Origin of the sequence: Polymorphospora rubra (genome assembly GCF_018324255.1) — a bacterium.
Classification (GTDB): Bacteria; Actinomycetota; Actinomycetes; order Mycobacteriales; family Micromonosporaceae; genus Polymorphospora; species Polymorphospora rubra.
The window spans coordinates 4,449,605-4,473,598 of record NZ_AP023359.1; the positions used below are offsets into that span (position 1 = coordinate 4,449,605).

Genomic DNA, 23,994 nt, shown 5'->3' on the forward strand with positions numbered 1-23,994 from the left:
CGCCAAGGTCAGTCGGGGAGGCCGGAATGACCGGGATTCAGCGTAATTTTCAGCACGACACCGACGTTCTCATCCGTCAGGTCGACAACCACCTCGCCGTGCTGCGGGCCGGTGCCGTGAACGACCTCCGGCTCGCCGAGCTGCTCGCCGCCTCGCTGCGCGACCTCGTCGTGAGCACCACCCGGGCCAGCGCCGCCGACCGGGCGTGGGTACGGGCCGCCGTGCACTACTTCGTGCTGCGTCGGGAGGGTCGACACCGTGGGCGGTCGATCCGTTCGCTGACCGCCGACCAGCGGGTGATCAACGAGGTCGCGCTGGCGCTCGGCCGGCCCGACCTGGTGGTGGAGGGCGTGACGCCTATCACCGGAACGGTCCGGGCCGCCTGAGTCCCGGAGCCGTCCACGGCGCTGCGGGGTCGCCCGGGACATCCGGACGGGGGCGCCGGATCGGCCGCGCACCGGCCGGTCGTACCAGCACGTGGGCGCCCTCGGACTGCAATGTTTCGTTCAAGTAACGACCATTGGGAGCCGCTACACTTACCGCCGGACGATCGGTGGGAGGTGACATGCGGGGACGAACCCAGGCACGCCGACCGATCGATCGGCTGCTCGCGGCCGTTCTGTTCACCGTACTCGCAATCACCTTCGTGCATGGCGCGGCCTCCGCCGCCGTGCCGGCCGGCGCCATCGCGCAGGCGCACGCCTCGATGGGCGCCGCGCTGTTCCCGCCCGCGCCGAGTGCGGGCGCCGGCACCGACAGCGAGTCCGGCACCGGGCGGGCCACCACCCGGCAGTGGACCTACGAGGAACTCCGCCGGCCCGCCGTGGAGCAGGTGCAGCTGGGCAACCCCAGCGTCCCTCCCGAACTGGAGCCGGCGCCGCCGGACCTCTCCCGTGCGACACCGCCCGGCGCCCGGTTACCGGAGCGTCCGGTCGGCGCCCAACCCGGCCGGGCACCACCGGCCGGATAGCGCCCGCCGAAGGCCCGCGACCGCGGGCCGACCGCCCGAGCGGCGACCGCACCGAGTGGGCCGCCCCGAGCCGGCGACCAGGTCGGAACCCCCTCCGACCCCGCCGGGCAGCGGGCCACGCGCACCGAGCGGCCGTCCGTGACCCACCGGGCGGCGCTGCCATCTACCGGGAACGGCACCGACACGCCCGCAATTCGGCCATTCAGGTCCGTCACGCGGGTCCGGTGCCGTCTGATCCGTATAGCCGCCGCAGACCCTCCCGCAGGGCCTGCGATGACACCTTTCTGGAGTACGCATGCTGGTGCTGCTGGCCCTCCACCTCGTGATGGCGCTCTGCGCGCCACTGTTCGTCCGGTGGTGGGGCCGGCATGCCTTCTATCCGCTGGCCCTCGCCCCCGCCGCCGCGCTGGGCTGGGCCATCGCCCAGACCGCGGGCGTCCGCGACGGGCGCGCGGTCGTCGAGACGTACCCCTGGGTGCCGCAACTCGGGCTCGACCTGTCGTTCCGGGTGACCACCCTGTCGTGGCTGATGGTCCTGCTGGTCGGCGGGGTCGGCGCGCTGGTGCTGGTCTACTGCGCCCGCTACTTCTCCGACAGTGAACCCGGCCTCGGCCGGTTCGCCGGGGTCTTCGTCGGCTTCGCCGGGGCGATGCTCGGCCTGGTCATCGCCGACGACCTGATCCTGCTCTACGTCTTCTGGGAGCTGACCACGGTCTTCTCCTACCTGCTCATCGGCCACAACCCGGAGAAGCGGGCGAGCCGGCGGGCGGCGTCGCAGGCGCTGATCGTGACCACCGTCGGCGGCCTGGCGATGCTGATCGGCTTCATCATGCTCGGTGAGCACGCCGGCACCTACCGCTGGTCGGAGATCGTCGACGGGGCGAAGCCGTCCGGGGCGTACCTGGGCATCGCCCTGATCCTCATCCTGGCCGGCGCGCTGTCGAAGTCGGCGATCTTCCCGTTCAGCTTCTGGCTGCCGGCGGCCATGGCCGCACCCACCCCGGTCAGCGCCTACCTGCACGCCGCGGCCATGGTCAAGGCCGGCATCTACCTGGTGGCGACCCTGGCGCCGCTGTTCGCGTACGCCGGGCCGTGGCACCTGATCGTCTACGCCCTCGGCGGCCTCACCATGGTCATGGCCGGCTGGACGGCGCTGCGGCAGACCGACCTGAAACTGCTGCTGGCGTACGGCACGGTCAGCCAGCTCGGCTTCCTCGTCGCGGTCACCGGCGCCGGCACCTACAACGCCGCCCTCGCCGGCGCCACCATGCTGCTGGCGCACGCCCTGTTCAAGGCCACCCTCTTCCTCGTCGTCGGCATCGTCGACCACAAGGCCGGCACCCGCCAGCTCGGCGAACTGTCCGGACTGTGGCGTCGGATGCCGGCCGTCTTCGTCGCCGCCGTCCTCGCCGCCGCCTCGATGGCCGGCATCCCGCCCCTGCTCGGCTTCGTCGGGAAGGAGGCGATCTTCGAGGCGTTCCTGGACGAACCGCTGGTCCTGGCCGTACTCGTGGTCGGCGCCACGCTGACCGTCGCCTACAGCGCCCGGTTCGTCTGGGGCACCTTCGCCGACAAGCCGGGCGTCGAACCCACCCCGGTCCGCAAGGTCGGCGCCGCGTTCTTCGCCCCGGTCGGGCTGCTCGCCCTGGCCGGACTGGTGCTCGGACCGCTCGCCCCGGTCGTCGACAGCTACCTCAGCCCGTACGCCCGGCTGGCCGGCGACGGCCGCTACCACCTCGCCCTGTGGCACGGCCTCACCCTGCCGCTCGGCCTGTCCGCCCTTGCCCTGGTCGCCGGCCTGCTCTTCTTCCACCGGTACGGCCGCGCCGGCCGCGCCGTCGGCCGGATCGGCGTCCCGATGGAGGGCGGCGAGGTCTATTCGAAGCTGACCCACTGGCTCGACCGGGGCGCCGTCGAACTGACCGGTGCCACCCAGCGCGGTGCGCTGCCGCAGTACCTGGGCACGATCCTGCTGGTGCTGGTCGCCGTGCCCGGTGGCGCGCTGCTGCTCGGCCGGCCCTGGCCGGAGCGGGTGTCGCTGTGGGACACCCCGCTGCAACTGGTCGTCGTGGTGGTCCTGGCCGCCGCCGCGATCCTCGCCGTACGGACCCAGCGCCGGCTCACCGCGATGGTGCTCGTCGGGGTGACCGGGTACGGCACCGCCATGATGTTCGTCCTGCACGGCGCGCCCGACCTGGCACTGACCCAGTTCCTGGTGGAGACCGTCACGATCGTGGTGTTCGTGCTGGTGCTGCGCCGACTGCCGGCCCACTTCTCGGCCCGGCCGCTGCGCAGCAGCCGGTGGACCCGGATCTTCATCGGGGTCGCCGTCGGCCTGACCATGTCCGGGCTGGCGCTGGCCGCCGCCGGTGGGCGGGACGCGGTGCCGATCTCCGTCGACTTCCCCGAACTCGCCGTCTCGTACGGCCACGGCCGCAACGTCGTCAACGTGACGCTGGTCGACATCCGGGCCTGGGACACGATGGGCGAGATCGCCGTACTGGTGGTGGCCGCGACCGGCGTGGCCAGCCTGATCTTCCTGCGGCCGCGCGGCGGCCCCGGCCCGCGCCGGCGGGAGCTGCCCAAGCGACGCCGGGAACCGGTGTGGCTGCGGGCCGGGCCGACGGTGCACAGCCGGCAGCGGTCGATCGTCTTCGAGGTGGTCACCCGGCTGCTCTTCCACACCATCGTGCTCTTCTCGATCTACCTGATGATCTCCGGGCACAACGCACCCGGCGGCGGGTTCGCCGGTGGCCTGGTCGCCGGCCTGGCGCTGGTCGTGCGATATCTCGCCGGCGGCCGGTACGAACTCGACGAGGCCGCCCCGGTCGACGCCGGACTCGTGCTCGGCTCCGGGCTGTTCGTCTCGGTCGGCACCGGGTTGGCGGCCCTGCTGTTCGGCGGCGACTTCCTGCAGAGCACGGTGGTCGACCTCCACCCGCCGCTGATCGGCGACGTGCACCTGGTGACGTCGATCTTCTTCGACATCGGGGTCTACCTGATCGTCGTCGGCCTGGTCCTGGACATCCTGCGCAGCCTCGGCGCGCGGGTCGACCAGCAGATGGAGGCCGACGGCGAGGCCGAACCCCCGGCCCGGCGTGAGGAGGAGCTCGCATGAGCGCGCGGAGCGTGCGAATCATCGGGTGCGGTGTTGGCCATGCCGGTGCCGAGCGGAGCGAGGTGACGGCATGAGCCCGAATTTGGTTCTGGTGTTGGCGATCGGGGTGCTCTTCGCCTGCGGCGTCATCCTGCTGCTGGAGCGCAGCCTGACCCGGATCCTGCTCGGCGTGATCCTGCTCGGCAACGGCGCCAACCTGCTGATCCTGGTCGGCGGGCGGGCCGGTGGGGCGCCCATCGTCGGGGTCACCGACGAGGGCGACATGAGCGATCCGCTGCCGCAGGCGATGGTGCTGACCGCCATCGTCATCACCCTCGGCATGACGGCCTTCCTGCTCGCGATGGCGTACCGGAGCTGGCAGGTGATCGGGCACGACGAGGTGCAGGACGACCTCGAGGACCGCCGCATCGTCCAGCTCGCCGAGCGCGACGAGGTCTCCGGCACCGACGACAGCACCGACGGCGCCGACGACGACGCCGTCGACCCGGAACAGGTCGACCTCGAACCGGTCGGCGACGAGGCACCGAACGAGGGCGCGCGCGCCGACGAGCCGGAGGAGATCGCGGTGGACGCCGCGCAGACCACGGTCGACAAGGACGACAAGAACGACAAGGACGGCGGCAAGCGATGACCAATTTGGTGCCTCTGCCCGTGGTCATGCCGTTGCTGGGGGCGGCGCTGACCCTGGTGCTCGCCCGGCATCCGCGCAGCCAGCGGGCGGTCAGCGTGGTGGTGCTCACCGCGACCTTGGCGGTGGCCTGCGTACTGCTGGTCGTCGCCCACCGCGACGGCCCGCTGGTGGTCAACGTCGGCGGCTGGCCGGCGCCGGTCGGCATCGTGCTGGTCGCCGACCAGCTGTCGGCGTTGATGCTGGTCGTCTCGGCCGCGGTCACGTTGTGCGTGCTGCTCTATTCGATCGGCGAGGGTCGGGCCGACGGCGACGAGGGCACACCGGTCGCCATCTACCACCCGACGTATCTGGTGTTGACCGCCGGCGTCACCAACGCGTTCCTCTCCGGCGACCTGTTCAACCTCTTCGTCGGGTTCGAGATCCTGCTCGCCGCGAGCTACGTGCTGCTGACCCTGGGCGGCACCGAGGTACGGATCCGGGCCGGTACGACGTACGTCGTCGTCAGCCTGCTCTCGTCGCTGATCTTCCTGTCGGCGATCGGGCTGATCTACTCGGCCACGGGCACCCTGAACATGGCCCAGCTCGTCGACCGGCTCGACGCGCTACCGGACAACCTGCGGCTGGTGTTGCAGTTGATGCTGCTGGTCGCCTTCGGGATCAAGGCGGCGGTGTTCCCGCTGTCGGCCTGGCTGCCGGACAGTTATCCGACCGCGCCGGCACCGGTCACGGCGGTGTTCGCCGGCCTGCTCACCAAGGTCGGCGTGTACGCGATCATCCGTACCGAGACGCTGCTGTTCCCGGGCGGTCGTACCGCGGACCTGCTGATGATCGTGGCGTTGCTGACCATGGTGGTCGGCATCTTCGGCGCCGTCGCCCAGTCCGACATAAAACGTCTGTTGTCGTTCACCCTGGTCAGCCACATCGGCTACATGATCTTCGGGGTGGCGTTGATGTCGGTGACCGGACTGTCCGGGGCGATCTTCTACGTGGTCCACCACATCACCATCCAGACCACGCTGTTCCTCGCCACCGGTCTGGTCGAACGCCGTACCGGCAGCACCAACCTGGACAAGCTAGGTGGGTTGGCGAAGATGGCACCGTTACTCGGTGTGATCTTCTTCCTACCGGCGTTGAATCTGGCCGGCATCCCGCCGTTCTCCGGCTTCCTCGGCAAGCTCGGCCTGCTCCAGGCCGGTGTCGAGGCCGGCGGCGTGCTGCCGTGGCTGCTGGTGGCCGGCGGCACGGCGACCAGCCTGCTCACCCTCTACGCCACCATGAAGGTCTGGAACCTCGCCTTCTGGCGTAGCCCGAAGCAGGTGTCGGAGGGGGCGCAGACGTCGCTGCCACCGCTGATGGTCGGCGCCACCCTCGGGCTGGTGATCTTCGGGCTGGCGCTGACCGTGGTCGCCGGACCGCTGTTCGACGTCAGTTCCGACGCCGCCGAGGACCTGCGGGCCCGCACCCCGTACGTCGAAGCGGTCTTCCCGGGAGGCACCCGATGACGACGACATCACCTCCGCCACGGGCCAATCCCCGACGCTGGCGGGACCAGCTGGTCGCGGTCGTCTGGCTGGTCCTGGTCTGGAACCTGCTGTGGGGCGACTTCTCCATCGGCAACGTGATCGGTGGGCTGGTCGTCGCGGCCGTCGTGCTCGTCTTCTTCCCGCTGCCCCGGGTGACCTTCGGCGGGCGGATCCGGCCGCTGGCCCTGCTCCGTTTCGTGCTGCAGTTCCTGGCCGATCTGATCACCGCGAGCATCCAGGTCGCCGGGGTGGCGCTGCGGCCGGGCTACCGGCCGAACAGCGGCATCATCGCGGTGCAGTTGCGGGTGCACTCCGACCTCAACCTGACGCTGACCGCCGAGGCGCTGTCGCTGGTGCCGGGCAGCCTGATCGTCGAGGCCGACCGGTCCACCGGCACCCTGTACGTGCACGTGCTCGACCTCGAGGGCCCCGACGGCGTCGAGCGGATGCGCCGCGAGATCCTCGAACTCGAGGCCCGGATCATCCGGGCGACCGGTTCCGCCGCCGAGCTGCGCCTGCTGGAGTCCGAACCCGCCGGCGGGTCCCCACCCACCACGAAGACGGACCCCGCCAGGAAGACCGACATCGCGGGAAGCGCGACCGCCACCGGGAAGGCCGGCACCACCGGGAAGGCGGGCTCCACCCGGAAGGCGGGCAGGGCCGGCTCCGGGGGCAAGGCGGGCGGGGCCGGCTCCAACGGCAAGACCGGCCCGACCGGCGGGACCGGCCCGACCGGCAAAGCTGTCAACTCCGATGACGAAGGAGCATCCCGATGACCATCGCCGTCGTCGTGGCCGTCACCGCACTGCTGTCGACCGCCGCCGTACTGGCGATCGTCCGGATCGTGCGCGGCCCGACCCTGCTGGACCGGGTGGTGGCCACCGACGTCCTGCTCGCCGTGCTCATGGGGGCGATCGGCGCGGAGGCGGCCTTCAACCGCCACGCGACCACCCTGCCGATCCTCGTCGTGCTGTCGATCCTCGGGTTCGTCGGCTCGGTCAGCGTGGTCCGCTTCGCCGCGCGGGACGATTCGTGAACGCCGCCGCCGACACGCTGTCGGCCATCTTCCTGATCGCCGGCGCGTTGCTCAGCCTGGCCGCCGGGGTGGGCCTGGTGCGGTTCCCCAACGTGCTGGCCCGCATGCACGCCGCCACCAAGCCGCAGGTGCTCGGCCTGCTGCTGATCCTGGCCGGGGTAGCGCTGCGGATCCGCTCCCGGTCCGACCTGACGATGCTGCTGCTGGTCGGTCTCTTCCAGCTGGTGACGGCACCGGTGGCCGCGCACATGGTCGGCCGGGCGGCGTACCGGCTGAAGCGTCCCAGCCCGGAGTTGATCGTCGACGAGCTGGCCGACCGCGCGCCGACCACGGAGGTCGACAGTGCCGGCGGTGGCGGCAACCGTCGGCGGCGCCGGGGCTGACCCGTGGCGCCGCCGGCGGCGGGGCGGACCGGCCCCTGGTTCCGTAGGGCGAAGGGCCGGTCGAGACTTAAACTGACCGGATGACCGAACCGACTGCCCAGGAGGGCAGCTATAGCTGGCCGGGTAACGCCCGGCACAACCAGCACGCGGCGTCCGGCCCGGGGGCGCTGAGCCACCCGTGTTGATCCTCGTCGGTCTCGTGCTGATCATCGTTCTCACCGCGGCCACCGGATACTTCGTCGCCCAGGAATTCGGCTACGTCGCCGTCGACCGGGGCAAACTGCGGCAGCTCGCGGACGGCGGCGACGGCGCCGCCGAGCGGGCACTCAAGGTCACCGGCCGGTTGTCGTTCATGCTCTCCGGCGCCCAGCTCGGCATCACCGTCACCGCACTGCTGGTCGGCTACGTCGCCGAACCCTTCGTCGGTGACGGTCTCGCCCAGCTGCTCGGCGGCGCCGGGGTGCCCCAGTCGGTCAGCCTGCCGCTGGCCATCGGGCTCGCGCTCGTCATCGCCACCGTGATCCAGATGGTGCTCGGCGAACTGGCCCCGAAGAACCTCGCCATCGCCCGGCCGGAGGCCCTGGCCCGGGCGCTGAGCCGGTCCACCCTGATCTACATGGCGGTCGCCGGCCCGCTGATCCGGCTCTTCGACGCCTCGGCCACCCGGCTGCTACGCCGGGTCGGCATCGAGCCGATCGAGGAACTTCCCACCGGCGCCACGCCGGAGGACCTCGAGCAGATCATCGCCGAGTCGCGCGAGGAAGGGCACCTCGACGCCGAGATGTCCAATCTGCTCGACCGGGGCCTCGACTTCCGCCAGCTGACCGCCGGCGAGGCGATGGTGCCCCGCGTCGACGTGCACACCGTACGCGCCGACGAGCCGGTCCGCCGGATCGTCGAGATGGTCGACACCGGGCACTCCCGTTTCCCCGTACGCGGCACCGACGGCGTCGACGACGTGGTCGGGGTCGTCGGGATCGCCGACGTACTCACCATCGCGCCGGCGAAGCGCGACAGCACCCCGATCTCGGCGGTGCTCGTACCGCCGCTCCTGGTGCCCGACACCCTGCCGCTGCCGACCGTGCTCGACCGGCTGCGGGGCGGGCACCGCCAACTCGCCTGCGTGGTCGACGAGTACGGCGGCTTCGCCGGGGTGATCACCCTGGAGGACATCGCCGAGGAGCTGGTCGGCCCGATCCGCGACGAGGACGATCCGCCCGAGCCGGCGCCGGCCCGCCAGCCGGACGGCTCCTGGCTGGTGCCGGCCCGGTGGCGGATCGACGAGGTGGCCGACGCGACCGGCATCCGGTTGCCCGAGGGGCCCGAGTACGACACCGTCTCCGGCCTGGTCATGCGCGAACTCGGCCGGGTGCCGCAGGTCGGCGACCGGTTGGTGATCGGCCTGGCCGCGGAGGCCGACCAGGCCGGAACGCGGGCCGTCGTCGAGGTCCTGGCCGTCGACCGGCACGTCGCCGACTCCGTACGCCTGGAGGTGGCACCGTGAGCTGGCTCAGTCTTGAGCACGGTGGTGCCGAGCGGAGCGAGGTGACGCCGTGAGCGAACGGAGTGAGCGAACCGTTGGGCTCGGTGTCGGACACGGTGGTGCCGAGCGGAGCGAGGTGGCACCGTGACCCCGGGCGTGGCGTTGTTGATCTCGGTGGTCCTGTTGGCGCTCAACGGCTTCTTCGTGGCCGCCGAGTTCGCCTTGGTGGCGAGCAAGCGCTACCGGCTGGAGCAGGCCGCGGCCACCGGTGGACGGGCGGCGAAGGCCGCTCTCGACGGCGTACGCGAACTGTCCCTGATGCTGGCCGGCGCGCAGTTCGGCATCACCGTCTGCACCCTGGGGCTCGGTGCGCTCGCCGAGCCGGCGATCGAGCGGCTGGTCGCCCCGCTGCTGCACGCGGTGGGGCTGCCGGACGCGGCCAGCCATGTGATCGCGCTGGTCTTCGCGCTGTCCCTGGTGACGTTCCTGCACCTGGTGGTCGGCGAGATGGCGCCGAAGTCGTGGGCGATCACCGACCCGGAGCGGTCGGCGTTGCTGCTGGGGCTGCCGTTCCGGGCCTTCGCCCGGGTGTCGCGGCCGATCCTGTCGGTGCTCAACGAGATGGCCAACGCGACGCTGCGGCTGGTCAAGGTCAACCCACAGGACCAGCTCGCCCAGGTGCACGGCCCGGAGGAATTGCGCCTGCTGCTCGAACAGTCGCGCGAGCACGGACTGCTCGCCGCGGACCAGCACGAGATGCTGACCAGCATGCTGGAACTGCAGGCCACCAGGGTCGCCGACGTGATGGAGCCGTTCGACCGGATCGTCAAGGTCGACAGGGGCGACTCGGCCGAGCGGATCGAGGAGATCTGCCGGGAGAGCGGACGGTCCCGCCTGATCGTGCTCGACGGGGCGGATCAGGTGGTCGGTATCGTCCACGTCCGGGAGGCGGTGCGGGCGGTGACGGCGGGCCGCAGGGCGACGGCCGGGGAGCTGATGGGGGACACGTTCAGCCTCGGCGCCGGGGCGACGGTCACCGAGGCGGTCGCCGCGATGCGTGCCGACCGCGCCCAGCTCGCCCTGGTCACCAACGGGGCCGGCACCGGCCGGCCGGTCGGGTTCGTCGCGCTGGAGGACCTGCTGGAGGAGGTCATCGGCGAGTTCGACGACGAGACCGACCCGGTACCCCGCGGCCGGCGGATGCGCTAGCGCGGGCGGGGGTGGTCCGGTCGAGGATCCTGGGCAGGTTCGGTGCCGGCGGCCCGTCCGTCGACACGGTGCTCGCCGAGCCGGTGGTCCGGCCCGGCGGCCGGCTGCGGGGCGAGGTCCGGATGGTCGGCGGTGACCGCGACGTCACCGTCGACCGGGTCGTGGTGGGGCTGGTCTGTCGGGTCGACGTGTCGGCGGTCGATCCTGACGACGGTGCCTCGGTCGAGTTCCACCGGCATACCGTCACGGGCGCGTTCACGTTGCGCGCCGGTGCCGGTCACACGCTGCCGTTCGAGGTCGACGTGCCGTGGGAGACCCCGGTGACAGAGGTACGGGAGCGGCCGCTGCCCGGCATGGCGGTCGGCGTACAGACCCGGCTGGCGGTCGTGCACGCCGTCGACGAGACCGCGCTCGACGCGATCCGGGTCGCGCCGGCCGCCGTGCACGAGCGGTTGCTGCTGGCGTTCACCCGGCTCGGGTTCTCGTACCGGGACGCGCGGATCCGCGACGGCCGGCTCGACGGGGTCGCCCAGCGGCTGCCGTTCCACCAGGAGGTGGCGTTCCGGCCGCCGGAGTCGTACCCGGGGTGGTTGACCGAGGTCGGCGTCGCGGTGGTCGCGGACCGGGCCGGGGTCGACGTGGTTCTCGGGCTGGCCGGGCGGCCCGGCGGCCGGGTGGGGCGGTTCCGGGTCGGGCACGCCGACGGGTCCGACTGGCCGGCGGTGCTCGACGGCCGGCTGCGGGAGTTGCTCGCGGGCGGGGACGGCCGGCCGGGTGGGCGGGCGGGGTCGGGCGGCCGTACGCCGGGCCGGTCGGTGGCTTCGGTCCGGCCGGCCGTGGCGAAACGGGCCTGGTGGCGGCGCCGGACCCGGCCGGTGGACGAGACGGCCGGCCCCGGCACCCACGACCAGCCCGGCCACAGCGGGGGCGCTCCCGACGGTTCCAGCTGACCCGGCCCGGCGGTTGTCGCCTTTCGGGCGGCCCGCTCCGGGGACCGCCTCGATCGTCTGCGGTTCAGGCGTTCGACACGCCGTGCCGGGAGTGTCCGAGCCGCAGACGATCATGGCCGGCCGCGGGGAGCCGCCGCGGGGAGGCTGCCCCGGGGAGCCGGGAGCTCCGTTCACGGGCGGTCGTCGGTCAGCGGGCGTCGGCCCGTTGGCCGCACGGACGGAGCCGCTGCGGACAGTAAGGTCGTCAACGTGCTGAGCGCACCGGTGGGTAGGCACGTGGTCGTCGTCGGAGCTGGCATCGTCGGCGCGTCGGTGGCCTATCACGCCGCCCGGGCGGGCGCTGCCGTGACGTTGGTCGGTGCCGGGCGGCCGGGCGCCGGCGTGACGGCGGACTCGTTCGCCTGGGTCGGCGCGTCTGGCGTACGTACCGGTCCGGCGGCCGGGATACGGGCCACCGCGACGGAGGAGTACCGCCGGGTCGAGGCCGAGCTGCCGGGACTGCCGGTGATCTGGTCCGGCTCACTGAGCTGGCGCGCGGAGGGCGGCGCGCCGGTGGCCGGGCCCGGGCAGGAGATCGTGGACGCGGCCACCGTGATGACGCTCGAGCCCCACCTTCGGCAGCCCCCGGAGTGGGCCGTATGGGCACCCGACGACGGCGCCGTCGACGCGGTAGCCGTGACCGAGCGGCTGGTCGCGGGCGCCCGCGCCCATGGCGCCCGGGTGCATCTGGACACCACGGTCACCGCGGTCCGACGGGACGCGGCGGGCCGGGTCGCCGGGGTCGACACCGCCGCAGGACCCCTCTCCGGAACGACCGTGGTGTTGGCGGCCGGTGTCGCCACGGCCGCGCTGGGCGCGCCGCTCGGCGTACGTGTCCCGGTCGAGCCGTCGCCGTGCCCACTCTTCCGGCTCCGCGCGCCGGCCGGTCTGGTCCGCACCGTGGTCAACACCCAGGACTTCGATCTCCGGCAGGTCGCCGCGGACCGGCTGATCGCCGCCGCGGACTCGCCCGAACGGACCCTTGCCGCCGTCCGGTCCACTTTCCGTGGTGCCGGGAGCGTCGAACTGCTCGGCACCCGACTCGGAGTACGCCCGATGCCGGCCGACGGTGAGCCGATCGTCGGTCCGGTCGCCGACGTACCCGGTCTCTATCTGGCGGTGATGCACGCGGCGGTCACGCTTGCCCCGGCCGTGGGCCGCCTTGTCGCGCGGGAGTTGGTCAACGGCGTCGCCGAGCCGGCGTTGTCCGGTTGCCGCCTTGATCGCTTCTAGCGTTCCGCATCTAGCCGCCGCTCGCGGTGGCGAGTTTGACGCTGAAGCCCAGGAAGAGGACGCCGATGCCGGTGGTGGCGCCGGCGGCGAGCCGGCGCCGTTCCCGGAACCGGGCGGCCAGGAACGTGCCGGTGAAGATCAGCACGCTCAGGTAGAGCACGCTGCCGGCCTGGGCGATCGCGCCGAGCAGCAGGAACGACAGTGCCGGGTGGGCGTACGACGGGTCGACGAACTGGATGAAGAACGAGACGAAGAACAGGATCGCCTTCGGGTTCAGCACGCTGATCACGGCGGCGCGACGGAACGGGTGCCGGACCGCGGCCGGCTCGGCGGCGTGGATGAGCGGGGGAGTGTCCGGGTCGTTGCGGACCTGGAAGCGCCGCCAGGCGGCCCGGAACATGGTCAGTGCGACGTAGCCCAGGTACGCCGCGCCGGCGTACTTGATCACCAGGAAGATCGGTGGGTACGCCCGCAGCAGCGACGCGATTCCGGCGGCCGACAGCACCATCAGCACGGTGTCGCCGAGGAACACCCCGGCGGCGGCCTTGTAGCCGGCGGGTACCCCACGGCGGGCGGCGGTGGACAGGACGAAGAGCGAGTTGGGGCCGGGCAGCAGGATGATCGCGATGGTGCCCAGGACGTAGGTCCCCAGGTCGATGGTGCCGAGCATGGCTGGATCCTCACCCCGGCGGGGTCGCGGGGCGAAGCGATTCCCGCAGCCTGACCTGTGCGTTTGGCCACTCGTCGTCGATCATGGCGAACTGGACGGTGTCCCGCCACGTTCCGTCGGGCCGGCGCCGGTGGTTGCGCAGCACCCCCTCGCGGCGGGCGCCGAGCCGGCCGATGGCCGCCTGCGAGCGCTCGTTGCGCAGGTCGGTGTGCCAGACCACCCGCCGGGTCCCGAGTACGTCGAAGGCCCGCTCGAGCAGCAGCAGCTTGGCCTCGGTGTTGATGCCGGTACGCCAGTGTTCGCGGCCGAGCCAGGTGTGACCGATGGCGACGGACCGGTTGACCTCGTCGATCTCGTAGTACGACGTGGTGCCGGCGATCGCGCCGGTCCGCGCGCAGCGCTGCACCCACGGCACCCGGTCGCCGCGCTCGTGGGCGCGCAGCGCGTCGGTGACGATCGCGGCCATGCCGGCGTGGTCGGTCGGCTGCCGGTTGCCCAGGTGGCGCCACACCTCGGGGTCGGCGCCGGCGGCGAGCAGCCCGTCGACGTGCGCGTGGTCCAGCGGTTCGAGTACGACGTGCGCGCCGCGCAGTACGGCCGGGGTCAGCCACGGGGACCGGGGTGCCCGCAGGTAGCCGGGGACCGGTGCGGTGACCCCGGCGTCGGGCTCGGGCACGCCGGGCGTGTGGCGCAGCGGTACCACACCCGCCCAGTGCGGCAGGTCGAGGTCTTCGGGGTCGTCGGCGACGCCGCCGAGGCGGGCCTTGACCGACACCTCGCGCAGCGGCAGGGCGAGTACGGCCGTCTCGGCGAGTTCCCGGCGGGTCGGCGGGCGGCTGTCGGCGGCCCGGCCGGCGCCCAGCTTGTCGACCAGCGCGGTCATCGCGGCCCGCTTCTCGGTCTCGTCGGTGACCAGGCGGGCGGTGCCGTGCGCGACGACGGAGCGGTAGTTGGCGCTGTGGTGGAACTGGGAGCGGGCGTAGACGAGGCCGTCGAGCAGGGTGACGGTGACGCAGACCGGCAGCCCGGGGCCCCGGGCGGCGAGCAGCGGCCGGCTGCCGGTGGAGCCGTGCAGGTAGAGCGTGTCGTCGACGCGTACGTGCAGGGTGGGCAGCGCCCGTGGTTCGCCGTCCACGGTGAAGGCGAAGGTGCAGTGGTGGGCCTCGTCGAGGATCGCGTGCGCGGTGGCGCGCCCGTACGCGATCCGGTCCCGGATGCGGTTGGCGGTGGTTCTCGGGGTCTGCGGGTAGTCGCCCATCGCCGACTCCTTTGCTCCTGGAATTTTGTTCTAGTACAATAGTGAAACTGTGGCAGCACAATATCAGCCGACCGGCACCACGGCCGCCGGGATTTCGGCCAGCATCGAGGCCGGGATCCGTGACGGTGACCTGCTCCCGGGCGCCCCGCTACCGGCCGTACGCGCCCTCGCCGCCGACCTCGGAGTCAGCCCGGCCACGGTCGCCAGCGCCTACCGCACCCTGCGTCAGCGCGGCGTCGTCGAGACCGCGGGCCGGGGCGGCACCCGGATCCGGCCCCGGCCACCGGTCGCCACCACCCGCTCGGCGCTGCGTCCCGCCGTACCGGCCGGGGTCCTCGACCTGTCCGCCGGCGACCCCGACCGGCGGCTGCTGCCGCCGCTGCCGACCGTGGCGCCGGCCGACCCGCTCGGCTATGCGGACGGCGGCGTACTGCCGGAACTCGCCGACCTCGCCCGCGCCCGGCTCGCCGCCGACGGTGTCGACGCCACCGCGCTCACCCTGACCAACGGCGCCCTCGACGGCATCGACCGGCTGCTCGCCGCCCACCTGCGTCCCGGCGACCGGGTCGGCGTCGAGGACCCCGGCTGGGCCAACCTGCTCGACCTGGTCGCCGCCCTCGGTCTGGAACCCGTCCCGGTCCGGGTCGACGGTGACGGCCCGACCGTCGCAGGGCTGCGCCGGGCACTGGCCGCCGGGATCCGCGCCCTGATCGTCACCACCCGCGCCCACAACCCGACCGGGGCCGCCGTCACCATGGCCCGGGCCGCCGCCCTGCGCGACGTCCTCGCCGGCCACCCCGACCTGCTGCTCGTCGAGGACGACCACGCCGGCGAACTCGCGTCCGTGGCCCTGGCACCGCTCGCCGGGGCGACCTGGACCTGGGCCTTCCTGCGGTCGGTGAGCAAGCCGTACGGGCCCGACCTGCGGCTGGCCGTGCTCGCCGGCGACGAGGCGACGGTCGCCCGGGTCGCCGGCCGGATGCGGATCGGCGCCGGCTGGGTGTCGACGCTGCTGCAACGTACCGTCGCGGGGCTGTGGCGCGACCCGGCGACCGGCCGCCGGATCGTCGCGGCCCGGGACAGCTACGACCGGCGGCGCGCCGCCCTCGTCGCCGCGCTCGCCGCCCGTGGCGTGCCGGCCACCGGCCACACCGGCATCAACGTCTGGATCCCGGTGCCCGACGAGACCCGGGCGGTGACCACGTTGCGCGACAGCGGGTACGCCGTCGCGCCCGGCTCGCTCTTCCGCCTCGCCAGCCCGCCCGGGGTCCGGATCACCGTCACCCCACTCGACGACGCGGACATTCCCGGGCTCGCCGCCGCCGTCGCCGCGGCGGTCGACTCGCCGACCCCACCGGCCTTCAGCGCGTGATGTCGGTGGCACCGGGTACAAACTCCGTCATGTCCCGCACCGAAACCGCCTCCGGCGCGCAACCGTACGTCCCGCCCGCCTCCGCCAGCCTCGACGAGGTACGCGCCGCCGCCCCGAACTGCCGCGGCTGCGAACTCTACGAGCCGGCCACCCAGGTCGTCTTCGGCCGGGGCGACGCCCACGCCCGGGTGGTTTTCGTCGGCGAGCAGCCCGGCGACGTCGAGGACCAGCGCGGCCTGCCGTTCGTCGGGCCGGCCGGGCACCTGCTGCGCCGGGCGGTCGACGCGGCCGGCATCGACCCGGCACACCTCTACATCACCAACGCCGTCAAGCACTTCCGCTTCGAGATGCGCGGCAAGCGGCGGATCCACCAGACCCCCGACCAGACCCACATCGTGGCCTGCCGGCCCTGGCTGGTCGCCGAGTTCGCCCGGCTCCGGCCGGAGATCGTCGTCGTGCTCGGCGCGACGGCGGCCAAGGCACTGCTGGGGCCGTCGTTCCGGGTCACCCGGTCACGGGGCGAACTGCTGCCCTGGCCGGCGTCGGCGCCGAACCCCGGGGACTTCCCGGTCGAGCCGGCCCGGCTGGTGGCCACCATCCATCCGTCGGCGGTGCTGCGCGCCGACAACCAGGAGATCGCGTTCGACGGCCTGGTCGCCGACCTGAAGGTGGTGGCGCAGGCACTCGCCGCCTGAGCCGCGCCGCGCTGCCGCCGTGCCGCCGTGCCGCCGTGCCGCCGTGCCGCCGTGCCGCGCCGCCACTGCTGCTGCGGTGCCGCCGTGCCGAGCTGCCGCCGGGCCACGGTGCCGCCGCTGCGGTGCTGCCCCGTGGTGCCGCCGTCACGGCCCGGCGTTCCATGATCGTTTGCGGCTCAGACCGTCGACACGCCGTGTCGGCAACGCCTGAACCGCAGACGATCATCGTGCTGCCGGCCAGTGCTGCCGGCCAGTGCTGCCGGTCGGTGTCCTCGGCCGGTGCCGCCGGTCAGCGCCGCCGTGCCGGCAGTCGTACGCTGACCCGATGTCCATGATCGGCGACCCGGCGCCGGTGGACGTGCCCCGGGTCCAGCGCCGCACGCTCCGGCTGCTGTTCGGCACCCAGATCGTCGGCGGGATCGGCACCACCATCGGCATCTCGGTCGGTGCGCTGCTCGCCGCCCGGCTGGCCGGCACCAGCGTCTCCGGGCTGGCCGCCAGCGCCAGCGTCGTCGGCGGCGCGCTGCTCGCCGTACCGGTCACCCGGATCATGGGCGTCCACGGGCGGCGACCGGGCCTGGTGACGGCGTATCTGACCGGTGCGCTCGGCGCCCTGCTCGTGGTCGCCGCCGCGGTCACCGGGTGGGTGCCCCTCCTGTTTGCCGGCATGCTGCTCTTCGGCGGTGGGTCGGCCGCCAACCTCCAGGCCCGGTACACCGCCGTCGACCTCGCCGAGCCGGCCCGCCGGGGACGTCAGCTCTCGGTGATCGTCTGGGCGACCACGATCGGCGCGGTGGCCGCACCCAACTTCGCCGCGCTGGCCGACCGCGCCGTCGGCGGGCTCGCGCTGCCGCCGCTGTCCGGCCCGTTCGTGTTCAGCGCGGTCGCGTTCGCCGTCGCCGGCGGCGTACTGCTGGTCCTGCTGCGGCCCGACCCGCTGCTCACCGCCCGCCGGATCGCGGCCGCCGGGGCCTCGGCCACCGCGCCCGCCGGATCCCCGGCCACCGCGCCCGCCGGATCCCCCGCCCCGGCTCCCCGGTCCCCGGTCACCCCGACCACCGCCGCTTCCGCGCCCGCCGCTTCCACCGCCGCTTCCGTGCCCGCCGGTTCCGCTTCCGCCGCGCCCGCTGGTTCCGCCCCGCCCGCCGCTTCCGCTTCCGCCGCGCCCGCCGATTCGCCGGCCGCCGCCGGACCCGCGCCCGCCGCGCCCGCCGCGATCGGGATGCGTACGGCGTGGCGGGTGGTCGCGGCCCGGCCGGCGGCCCGGCTCGGGGTGGCCGCGGTCGCGGTCGGTCACCTGGTCATGGTCGGCGTGATGGCGATGACCCCGGTGCACCTCGGTGAGTCGCACGGCGATGCCGACGTGCTGCGGATCGTCGGGATCGTGCTCAGCGCCCACATCGCCGGCATGTACGCGCTCGCGCCGGTGGTCGGCTGGCTGACCGACCGGCTCGGCCGTCGGCCGGTCATCCTCGGCGGCGTCGGCCTGCTGGTCGCGGCGTGCGCGGTGGCCGGCACCGCCGGACACGACACCGTCCGGCTGGTCGTCGGCCTGGTCCTGCTCGGCCTCGGCTGGTCGGCGACCATGGTCGCCGGTTCGACACTGTTGTCGGAGTCGGTCCCGGTCGAGGTGCGGCCCGCCACCCAGGGACTGTCCGACCTGTTGATGGGACTGGCGGGCGCGTCGGCCGGCGCGGCGAGCGGGTTTATCGTGGAGGCCGCCGGATACCCGGTGCTCAATCTGCTCGCCGCGATCGCCACCGTCCCGCTGACGGCGCTGGCGCTGCGCGTCCGGGTTCTGCGCTGAAGGAGAGCCGACCGTGCGGTTGACCGAGTTCTGGGGCCGCCTGGAGGAGACGTTCGGGCCGGCCTACGCCCGTAGCATCGCCGCCGACCAGGTGCTGGCGCAGCTCGGCGGCCGGACCATCGACCAGGCGATCGCCGAGGGCGTCGAGACGCTCCGGGTGTGGCGGGCGGTGTGCGCCGCGTATCCCGACCGCGTACCCGCGCGACTACGCTGAGCTGCTCGTACGCCTGTTCTGGCGTGTCGAGGTTGCGTCGTACACCTGTTCGGCTATTGTCCACAGCGCGGTGCTTGTCCACAGGCCACGGCCTGGCGGCTGTTTTCTGTCGGACCCAGCGCTTAGCGTGTCCGCGTGACTAAGGGTGGAAAGATGCCGGCGAAGGCAGGGGTGGCAACGATGGCGGCAGGACCTGACCGGGAGAAGGCGCTAGACCTCGCTCTCGCGCAGATCGACAAGCAGTTCGGCAAGGGCTCGGTGATGCGGCTGGGGGAGCGGCCGGTCGTCCAGACGGCGGTGATCCCGACCGGGTCGATCGCGCTCGACGTGGCGCTCGGTGTGGGTGGTCTGCCCCGCGGCCGGGTCGTCGAGGTCTACGGGCCGGAGTCCAGCGGTAAGACGACCGTGGCGCTGCACGCGGTGGCCAACGCCCAGCGGGCCGGCGGTATCGCCGCCTTCATCGACGCCGAGCACGCGCTCGACCCGGAATACGCCAAGGCGCTCGGGGTCGACACCGACGCGATGCTGGTCTCCCAGCCCGACACCGGTGAGCAGGCGCTGGAGATCGCCGACATGCTGATCCGCTCCGGCGCGCTGGACATCATCGTCATCGACTCGGTCGCCGCCCTGGTGCCGCGCGCCGAGATCGAGGGCGAGATGGGCGACAGCCACGTCGGTCTCCAGGCCCGGCTGATGAGCCAGGCGCTGCGGAAGATTACCGGTGTGCTGAACAGCACCGGCACGACCGCGATCTTCATCAACCAGCTCCGCGAGAAGATCGGCGTCATGTTCGGCAGCCCGGAGACCACCACCGGTGGTCGGGCACTGAAGTTCTACGCCTCGGTCCGGCTCGACGTGCGGCGTATCGAGAGTCTCAAGGACGGCACCGACGTCGTCGGCAACCGCACCCGGGTCAAGGTCGTCAAGAACAAGGTGGCCGCGCCGTTCAAGCAGGCCGAGTTCGACATCATGTACGGCAAGGGCATCTCCCGCGAGGGCTCCCTGATCGACGTGGGCGTGGAGCAGAGCATCATCCGTAAGTCCGGTGCGTGGTACACGTACGACGGCGACCAGCTCGGCCAGGGCAAGGAGAAGGCCCGCGAGTTCCTGCGGGAGAACCCCGACGTCGCCGCCGAGATCGAGAAGAAGATCCTCGAGAAGCTCGGTGTCGGCGCGGGTGCCATCGACGCGGCGAGCGGCCCGGAGCTGCCGCCGGTCGACTTCTGACCGGCCGCCGGGCGTCCTGACCGATGGCTGGACGACGGCGAGGCGCCCGTTCGGGGCGGGGATGGGATGCCGCCCCGCCCCGGACGGACGCGCCCTCCGCCCGGCGACCCCGCCGGGGCCGGGCCCGCCCCACCGACGCCGACGACGGCCTCGAGCCGGCACTCGACGAGCACGGCTGGCCGGAAGGTGCCACGACGACCCCGCCGGTCGTCGAGCCGTCCCGGTCACCTCGTGACGAGGCCGAGGCGGCCCGCGAGATCTGTTTGCGACAACTCGCCACCCGTCCGCGCACCCGCGCCGAGTTGGCCACGGCGCTGAGCCGCCGGGGCATCTCCGAGGAGACCATCGCCGCCGTCCTCGACCGCTACGACGAGGTCGGCATGATCGACGACGCGGCGTTCGCCCGGGCCTGGGTGGCGAGCCGCCACCACGGGCGCGGGCTGGCCCGGCGGGCCCTGGCCAACGAACTGCGCCAGCGGGGCGTCGACACCGAAACGGCCAACGAGGCGTTGGGCGAGTTGGACGAGGTGACCGAGGCGGAGACGGCTCGCGTGCTGGTCGACCGCAAGCTGCGTACGGCCCGGGGCGAGCCCGACGCGGTGTTCCGCCGCCTGGTCGGGATGCTGGCCCGCAAGGGCTACCCGCCGGGCGTGGCGATTCGCGCGGTCAAGGAGGCGCTGGCCGCGCAGAGTGCCGAGGCCGCCGAGTTCGCCGAGCACATCGACGACGACGCGCTCGCCGACGAGTAGCGGCGGTATGCGGTAGCGGCGGTATGCGACATGAGGTGCTTTTTGTTCGCTTTGAAGGGTGATGTGCCCTGAAAGTGCCGGGTTGAAGGGCATGAGCTGCGGGTAAGGGTCCGTGTGCCCAGCGTTCGCGTCCCTGCTCGATCATGGGTTCTTGACCGAACGGCCCCCGGCACCCTAGCCTCGCGTACAAGCGAGATAACCGACCCATGCAGGCTAAGCGCACAACATAGATCGCGTAACAGTACGGCATCACTTTTGGTCAACACGGTGGCCAGACAACCCGTTAGCGGACAGGCCGGTCCGTAGGCGGCAAGATATTCCAGTGGCCTCAAGCGGTGCCTTTCCGGGACCGCTTGGCAGGCCGCTACCCTCAGCCGCCTAGGTCGGGCGTCTCAGCCGAAGGAAGCGGCGCCGGAAGGGTGGTCCACCCCTCCGGCGCCGGACGGTGGAGGGGAGGCGGCCCAGATGAGCGAGGCAGAAGACGGGTCAGGCCCCACAGCGATGCCATGCCCGGCGTCGCCGTGGGTACCGGGTGTGACCGAGCGCAGCGAGGGCGTCTGCTGGTTCAGTACGCGTCGTGCGGGTGCCGAGCGAAGCGAGGCGAACGCATGACCGAGCGCAGCGAGGGCATCGGTTGGCTCAGTACGCGTCGTGCGGGCGCCGAGCGAAGCGGGGCGGACGCATGACCTGGGTCCTGCTTGTTGCGATCATCCTCCTTGCCGCCATCGTGGTCGTCGGTCTCGTCCTCGGCGCCCGCGCCCTGCGCCAGCTCCGCGTCGCCCAACCTGCCCCGCCGCCCACCGACGATCCGGCGTACGTGGCCGAGAAGGACCGCCAGCAGCAGTCGCTGGCGGCGCTGCGGTCCGCCGCCGACGAGGCGACCTCCACCGTCGACGAGGCCAAGTCGGCCGCCGCGGCCGCCCGTGCCGAGACGGCCGCGGCCAAGGCGGAGGCCAACTCGGCACGGGCGGAGGCCCGCCGGGTCCTCGACTCGGCCCGGGCAGAGGCCGACACCGTGCTCGAACGGGCCCACCGCCAGGCCGAGGCCGACGCGGAGCAGGTACGGGCCGCGGCCCGGCGCAGCGGCGAACGCGAGATCGCCCTGTTGGCGACGACGACCAAGGAACAGGCCGCCGAGGTCGAACGGCGGGCGCTGCGGATGGACGAGCGGGAGCGTCTGCACAGCGAGGAGGTCGACCGGCTCACCGAGCGGGAACGCCGGCTGGCGGCCGCGGACGCCGAACTGGTCGCCCGGGAGGCCGCGTTGGCCACCCGAGAGGCGGCGCTGACCGAGGCGGAGGAGCGGCAGCGGCGCGAGCTGGAACGGATCGCCGGCCTGACCGCCGAGGTCGCCCGGACCGAGCTCGTCGACGCGATCGAGGGGCAGGCGAAGCGGGAGGCCGCACTTCTCGTACGTGACATCGAGGCCGACGCCCGCAGCACCGCCGAGCAGCGGGCCCGACACATCGTCGTCGACGCGATCCAGCGGGTCGCCAGTGACCAGACCGCCGAGAGCGTGGTCAGTGTGCTGCATCTGCCGGGCGACGAGATGAAGGGGCGGATCATCGGCCGGGAGGGTCGCAACATCCGCGCCTTCGAGTCGGTCACCGGCGTCAACCTGATCATCGACGACACCCCCGAGGCGGTGCTGCTCTCCTGCTTCGACCCGGTACGCCGGGAGATCGGCCGGCTGACCCTGGAGAAGCTGGTGCTCGACGGGCGGATCCACCCGCACCGTATCGAGGAGGTCTTCGACACCGCGAAGCACGAGGTGGAGCGGCTGTGCCAGCGGGCCGCCGAGGACGCGCTGGTCGAGGTCGGCATCACCGAGATGCACCCGGAACTGGTGACGTTGCTGGGCCGGCTGCGCTACCGCACGTCGTACGGGCAGAACGTGCTCAAGCACCTCGTCGAGACGGCGCACATCGCCGGGGTGATGGCGGCCGAGCTGCGGCTCGACATCCCGACGATCAAGCGGTGCGCGTTCCTGCACGACATCGGCAAGGCGCTCACCCACGAGGTCGAGGGCAGCCACGCCCTGATCGGCGCCGACGTGGCCCGCAAGTACGGCGAGACCGAAGAGGTGGTCCACGCGATCGAGGCGCACCACAACGAGGTGCTGCCGCAGACGATCGAGGCGGTGCTGACCCAGGCGTCGGACGCCTGCTCGGGTGGCCGGCCGGGCGCCCGGCGGGAGAGCCTGGAGTCGTACGTCAAGCGGCTGGAGCGGATCGAGGAGATCGCCGGCGGCAAGTCCGGGGTGGAGAAGGTCTTCGCGATGCAGGCCGGCCGGGAGATCCGGGTGATGGTGAAGCCGGACGACATCGACGACATCGGGGCGGCGGTGCTGGCCCGCGACGTGGCCAAGCAGATCGAGGAAGAGCTGACCTATCCGGGGCAGATCCGGGTGACGGTCGTCCGCGAGTCCCGGGTCACCGAGATCGCCCGCTGAACCACCGGCTCCGGGCGGGCACCCGCTCCGGCGCGGTGTGACCGTCGCGGGCCACAGCGAATTCGGCGTGGCCACAGCGAATCCGCTGTGGCCCGGAACAGGGACAGGTTCCCCGGGCCGGGGTTCCGCGACCTGATAGCGGTCGGCCGGGTTCCGCGACCGGAAGCCGACCGGCCGGGTTCCGCGACCGGGAACCGGCCGACCGGGCCGTGCGACGGGAAACACGTCGAGGGGCGGCCCGGACGGTCGTTACCGTCAGGCGGTGACCTGGTCTTCCTACCTCTCGTACGTCGCCTTCGCCGCCGTCCTCGTCCTGGTGCCGGGCGCGGACTTCGCGGTGATCGTCAAGAACACGCTGGCCGGTGGCGCCCGCCGGGGACGCTGGAGCGCCGCCGGGGTGGCCAGTTCCAACGCTGTCCAGGGGTTGGCCGCCGTCGCCGGCCTCGGTGCGGTGATCGTGCACTACCAGCCGCTCTTCCAGGCGATCAAGTGGGCCGGCATCGGCTACCTGGTGTACCTGGCGATCCAGACGTTCCGGTCGGCGTGGGCGGGCCGGTACGCGGCCGTACCGGGCGGCGCCGGTCCGGTCCCGGGGCCCGGCCGGGCGGCGCAGGCGCGGGCCGGCTGGCGGCAGGGCTTCCTGTCCAACATCACCAATCCGAAGGTGCTGGTCTTCTACCTGGCGGTGCTGCCGCAGTTCATCGGCCCGTCGACACCGCTGCCGGTCCTGCTGGTGGTCGGGTTGAGTCACGCGCTGCTGTCGCTGACGTACCTGCTGGTGGTCGTGACCGGCCTGCACCGGGTGCGCGGGATCATCGGCCGGCGTCGGATCCGCCGGGCGCTGGACGCGGTGACCGGCACGCTCCTGCTCGGCTTCGGCGTCCGGCTGGCCGCCGAGCAGACCTGACGGCCGAGCAAACCTGACCGGTCGCGAGAAACCTGACGGCCGCGACAGACCTGACGGCCGAGAGAAAC

The 23,994-nt window shown here is 72.8% G+C and carries 22 protein-coding genes; 20 read left to right on the top strand and 2 right to left on the bottom strand.

Annotated features, from left to right (window positions below; translation table 11 throughout):
• Window positions 1-26: 26 nt before the first annotated feature.
• The 12 genes from Prubr_RS20105 (at window position 27) to Prubr_RS20160 (ending at window position 12,575) form a co-directional block, all read left to right on the top strand.
• A complete protein-coding gene (locus tag Prubr_RS20105; protein WP_212816475.1) occupies window positions 27-386 on the top strand; it encodes a hypothetical protein in 360 nt (119 codons plus the stop codon).
• Between the two features lie 179 nt (window positions 387-565).
• On the top strand, window positions 566-970 hold the full coding sequence (locus Prubr_RS20110) for a hypothetical protein (protein WP_212816476.1): 405 nt from the start codon (window positions 566-568) through the stop codon (window positions 968-970).
• A 295-nt stretch (window positions 971-1,265) separates the two neighbouring features.
• Window positions 1,266-4,088: a Na+/H+ antiporter subunit A gene (locus Prubr_RS20115; RefSeq protein ID WP_212816477.1), complete on the top strand. Its 2,823-nt coding sequence runs from the start codon at window positions 1,266-1,268 to the stop codon at window positions 4,086-4,088.
• A 70-nt stretch (window positions 4,089-4,158) separates the two neighbouring features.
• On the top strand, window positions 4,159-4,719 hold the full coding sequence (locus Prubr_RS20120; RefSeq protein ID WP_212816478.1) for a Na(+)/H(+) antiporter subunit C: 561 nt from the start codon (window positions 4,159-4,161) through the stop codon (window positions 4,717-4,719).
• Window positions 4,716-6,221: a Na+/H+ antiporter subunit D gene (locus tag Prubr_RS20125; RefSeq protein ID WP_212816479.1), complete on the top strand. Its 1,506-nt coding sequence runs from the start codon at window positions 4,716-4,718 to the stop codon at window positions 6,219-6,221. The genes Prubr_RS20120 and Prubr_RS20125 overlap by 4 nt, the downstream gene beginning before the upstream one ends.
• Complete coding sequence (locus tag Prubr_RS37725; protein ID WP_212816480.1) at window positions 6,218-7,018, top strand: Na+/H+ antiporter subunit E; 801 nt, start codon at window positions 6,218-6,220, stop codon at window positions 7,016-7,018. Before Prubr_RS20125 ends, Prubr_RS37725 begins: the two co-directional genes overlap by 4 nt.
• Complete coding sequence (locus Prubr_RS20135; protein ID WP_212816481.1) at window positions 7,015-7,278, top strand: monovalent cation/H+ antiporter complex subunit F; 264 nt, start codon at window positions 7,015-7,017, stop codon at window positions 7,276-7,278. Before Prubr_RS37725 ends, Prubr_RS20135 begins: the two co-directional genes overlap by 4 nt.
• Window positions 7,275-7,661, top strand: a complete 387-nt coding sequence (mnhG, locus tag Prubr_RS20140) for a monovalent cation/H(+) antiporter subunit G (RefSeq protein WP_212816482.1) — start codon at window positions 7,275-7,277, stop codon at window positions 7,659-7,661. Before Prubr_RS20135 ends, mnhG begins: the two co-directional genes overlap by 4 nt.
• A 178-nt stretch (window positions 7,662-7,839) precedes the next feature.
• Window positions 7,840-9,165 carry a hemolysin family protein gene (locus Prubr_RS20145; protein ID WP_212816483.1) on the top strand — a complete coding sequence of 442 codons (1,326 nt, stop codon included), beginning with the start codon at window positions 7,840-7,842 and terminating at the stop codon, window positions 9,163-9,165.
• A 123-nt stretch (window positions 9,166-9,288) separates the two neighbouring features.
• Complete coding sequence (locus Prubr_RS20150; protein WP_212816484.1) at window positions 9,289-10,353, top strand: hemolysin family protein; 1,065 nt, start codon at window positions 9,289-9,291, stop codon at window positions 10,351-10,353.
• Window positions 10,354-10,364: 11 nt separating this feature from the next.
• Complete coding sequence (locus Prubr_RS20155) at window positions 10,365-11,303, top strand: sporulation protein (RefSeq protein WP_212816485.1); 939 nt, start codon at window positions 10,365-10,367, stop codon at window positions 11,301-11,303.
• Window positions 11,304-11,552: 249 nt separating this feature from the next.
• Window positions 11,553-12,575: an NAD(P)/FAD-dependent oxidoreductase gene (locus tag Prubr_RS20160; RefSeq protein WP_212816486.1), complete on the top strand. Its 1,023-nt coding sequence runs from the start codon at window positions 11,553-11,555 to the stop codon at window positions 12,573-12,575.
• 10 nt (window positions 12,576-12,585) lie between these two features.
• On the opposite strand, the gene leuE is transcribed toward Prubr_RS20160, so the two are convergent.
• Window positions 12,586-13,245 (bottom strand): leucine efflux protein LeuE, encoded by a 660-nt coding sequence (leuE, locus tag Prubr_RS20165; protein ID WP_212816487.1) that lies wholly within the window; start codon window positions 13,243-13,245, stop codon window positions 12,586-12,588.
• 10 nt (window positions 13,246-13,255) lie between these two features.
• A complete protein-coding gene (locus Prubr_RS20170) occupies window positions 13,256-14,503 on the bottom strand; it encodes a bifunctional pyridoxamine 5'-phosphate oxidase family protein/GNAT family N-acetyltransferase (RefSeq protein WP_212816488.1) in 1,248 nt (415 codons plus the stop codon).
• 49 nt (window positions 14,504-14,552) lie between these two features.
• Between Prubr_RS20170 and Prubr_RS20175 the strand changes: the two genes are divergently transcribed.
• From Prubr_RS20175 to Prubr_RS20210, 8 genes are all read left to right on the top strand, one after another.
• On the top strand, window positions 14,553-15,875 hold the full coding sequence (locus tag Prubr_RS20175; protein ID WP_212816489.1) for an aminotransferase class I/II-fold pyridoxal phosphate-dependent enzyme: 1,323 nt from the start codon (window positions 14,553-14,555) through the stop codon (window positions 15,873-15,875).
• Between the two features lie 29 nt (window positions 15,876-15,904).
• Window positions 15,905-16,570 carry a UdgX family uracil-DNA binding protein gene (locus Prubr_RS20180; RefSeq protein WP_212816490.1) on the top strand — a complete coding sequence of 222 codons (666 nt, stop codon included), beginning with the start codon at window positions 15,905-15,907 and terminating at the stop codon, window positions 16,568-16,570.
• 325 nt (window positions 16,571-16,895) lie between these two features.
• Complete coding sequence (locus Prubr_RS20185; protein WP_212816491.1) at window positions 16,896-18,377, top strand: MFS transporter; 1,482 nt, start codon at window positions 16,896-16,898, stop codon at window positions 18,375-18,377.
• A 13-nt stretch (window positions 18,378-18,390) separates the two neighbouring features.
• On the top strand, window positions 18,391-18,591 hold the full coding sequence (locus tag Prubr_RS20190) for a DUF3046 domain-containing protein (RefSeq protein WP_212816492.1): 201 nt from the start codon (window positions 18,391-18,393) through the stop codon (window positions 18,589-18,591).
• 180 nt (window positions 18,592-18,771) lie between these two features.
• On the top strand, window positions 18,772-19,818 hold the full coding sequence (gene recA / locus Prubr_RS20195) for a recombinase RecA (RefSeq protein ID WP_212816493.1): 1,047 nt from the start codon (window positions 18,772-18,774) through the stop codon (window positions 19,816-19,818).
• A 23-nt stretch (window positions 19,819-19,841) separates the two neighbouring features.
• Window positions 19,842-20,567, top strand: coding sequence for a regulatory protein RecX (locus Prubr_RS20200; RefSeq protein WP_212816494.1), 726 nt, complete (start codon window positions 19,842-19,844; stop codon window positions 20,565-20,567).
• Window positions 20,568-21,249: 682 nt separating this feature from the next.
• On the top strand, window positions 21,250-23,019 hold the full coding sequence (rny, locus tag Prubr_RS20205) for a ribonuclease Y (RefSeq protein WP_212816495.1): 1,770 nt from the start codon (window positions 21,250-21,252) through the stop codon (window positions 23,017-23,019).
• Window positions 23,020-23,281: 262 nt separating this feature from the next.
• Entirely contained in the window at window positions 23,282-23,926 is a 645-nt protein-coding gene (locus Prubr_RS20210) for a LysE family translocator (protein ID WP_212816496.1), read from the top strand.
• The last annotated feature ends 68 nt before the right edge of the window (window positions 23,927-23,994 follow it).

Bases quoted from the DNA above. Each gene is read 5' to 3' on its own strand.
- Prubr_RS20105 (WP_212816475.1), top strand. From the start codon at position 27: ATGACCGGGATTCAGCGTAATTTTCAGCACGACACCGACGTTCTCATC.
- Prubr_RS20110 (WP_212816476.1), top strand. From the start codon at position 566: ATGCGGGGACGAACCCAGGCACGCCGACCGATCGATCGGCTGCTCGCG.
- Prubr_RS20115 (WP_212816477.1), top strand. From the start codon at position 1,266: ATGCTGGTGCTGCTGGCCCTCCACCTCGTGATGGCGCTCTGCGCGCCA.
- Prubr_RS20120 (WP_212816478.1), top strand. From the start codon at position 4,159: ATGAGCCCGAATTTGGTTCTGGTGTTGGCGATCGGGGTGCTCTTCGCC.
- Prubr_RS20125 (WP_212816479.1), top strand. From the start codon at position 4,716: ATGACCAATTTGGTGCCTCTGCCCGTGGTCATGCCGTTGCTGGGGGCG.
- Prubr_RS37725 (WP_212816480.1), top strand. From the start codon at position 6,218: ATGACGACGACATCACCTCCGCCACGGGCCAATCCCCGACGCTGGCGG.
- Prubr_RS20135 (WP_212816481.1), top strand. From the start codon at position 7,015: ATGACCATCGCCGTCGTCGTGGCCGTCACCGCACTGCTGTCGACCGCC.
- leuE (WP_212816487.1), bottom strand. From the start codon at position 13,245: ATGCTCGGCACCATCGACCTGGGGACCTACGTCCTGGGCACCATCGCG.
- Prubr_RS20170 (WP_212816488.1), bottom strand. From the start codon at position 14,503: ATGGGCGACTACCCGCAGACCCCGAGAACCACCGCCAACCGCATCCGG.
- Prubr_RS20180 (WP_212816490.1), top strand. From the start codon at position 15,905: ATGTCCCGCACCGAAACCGCCTCCGGCGCGCAACCGTACGTCCCGCCC.
- Prubr_RS20185 (WP_212816491.1), top strand. From the start codon at position 16,896: ATGTCCATGATCGGCGACCCGGCGCCGGTGGACGTGCCCCGGGTCCAG.
- recA (WP_212816493.1), top strand. From the start codon at position 18,772: ATGGCGGCAGGACCTGACCGGGAGAAGGCGCTAGACCTCGCTCTCGCG.
- Prubr_RS20200 (WP_212816494.1), top strand. From the start codon at position 19,842: ATGGCTGGACGACGGCGAGGCGCCCGTTCGGGGCGGGGATGGGATGCC.
- rny (WP_212816495.1), top strand. From the start codon at position 21,250: ATGACCTGGGTCCTGCTTGTTGCGATCATCCTCCTTGCCGCCATCGTG.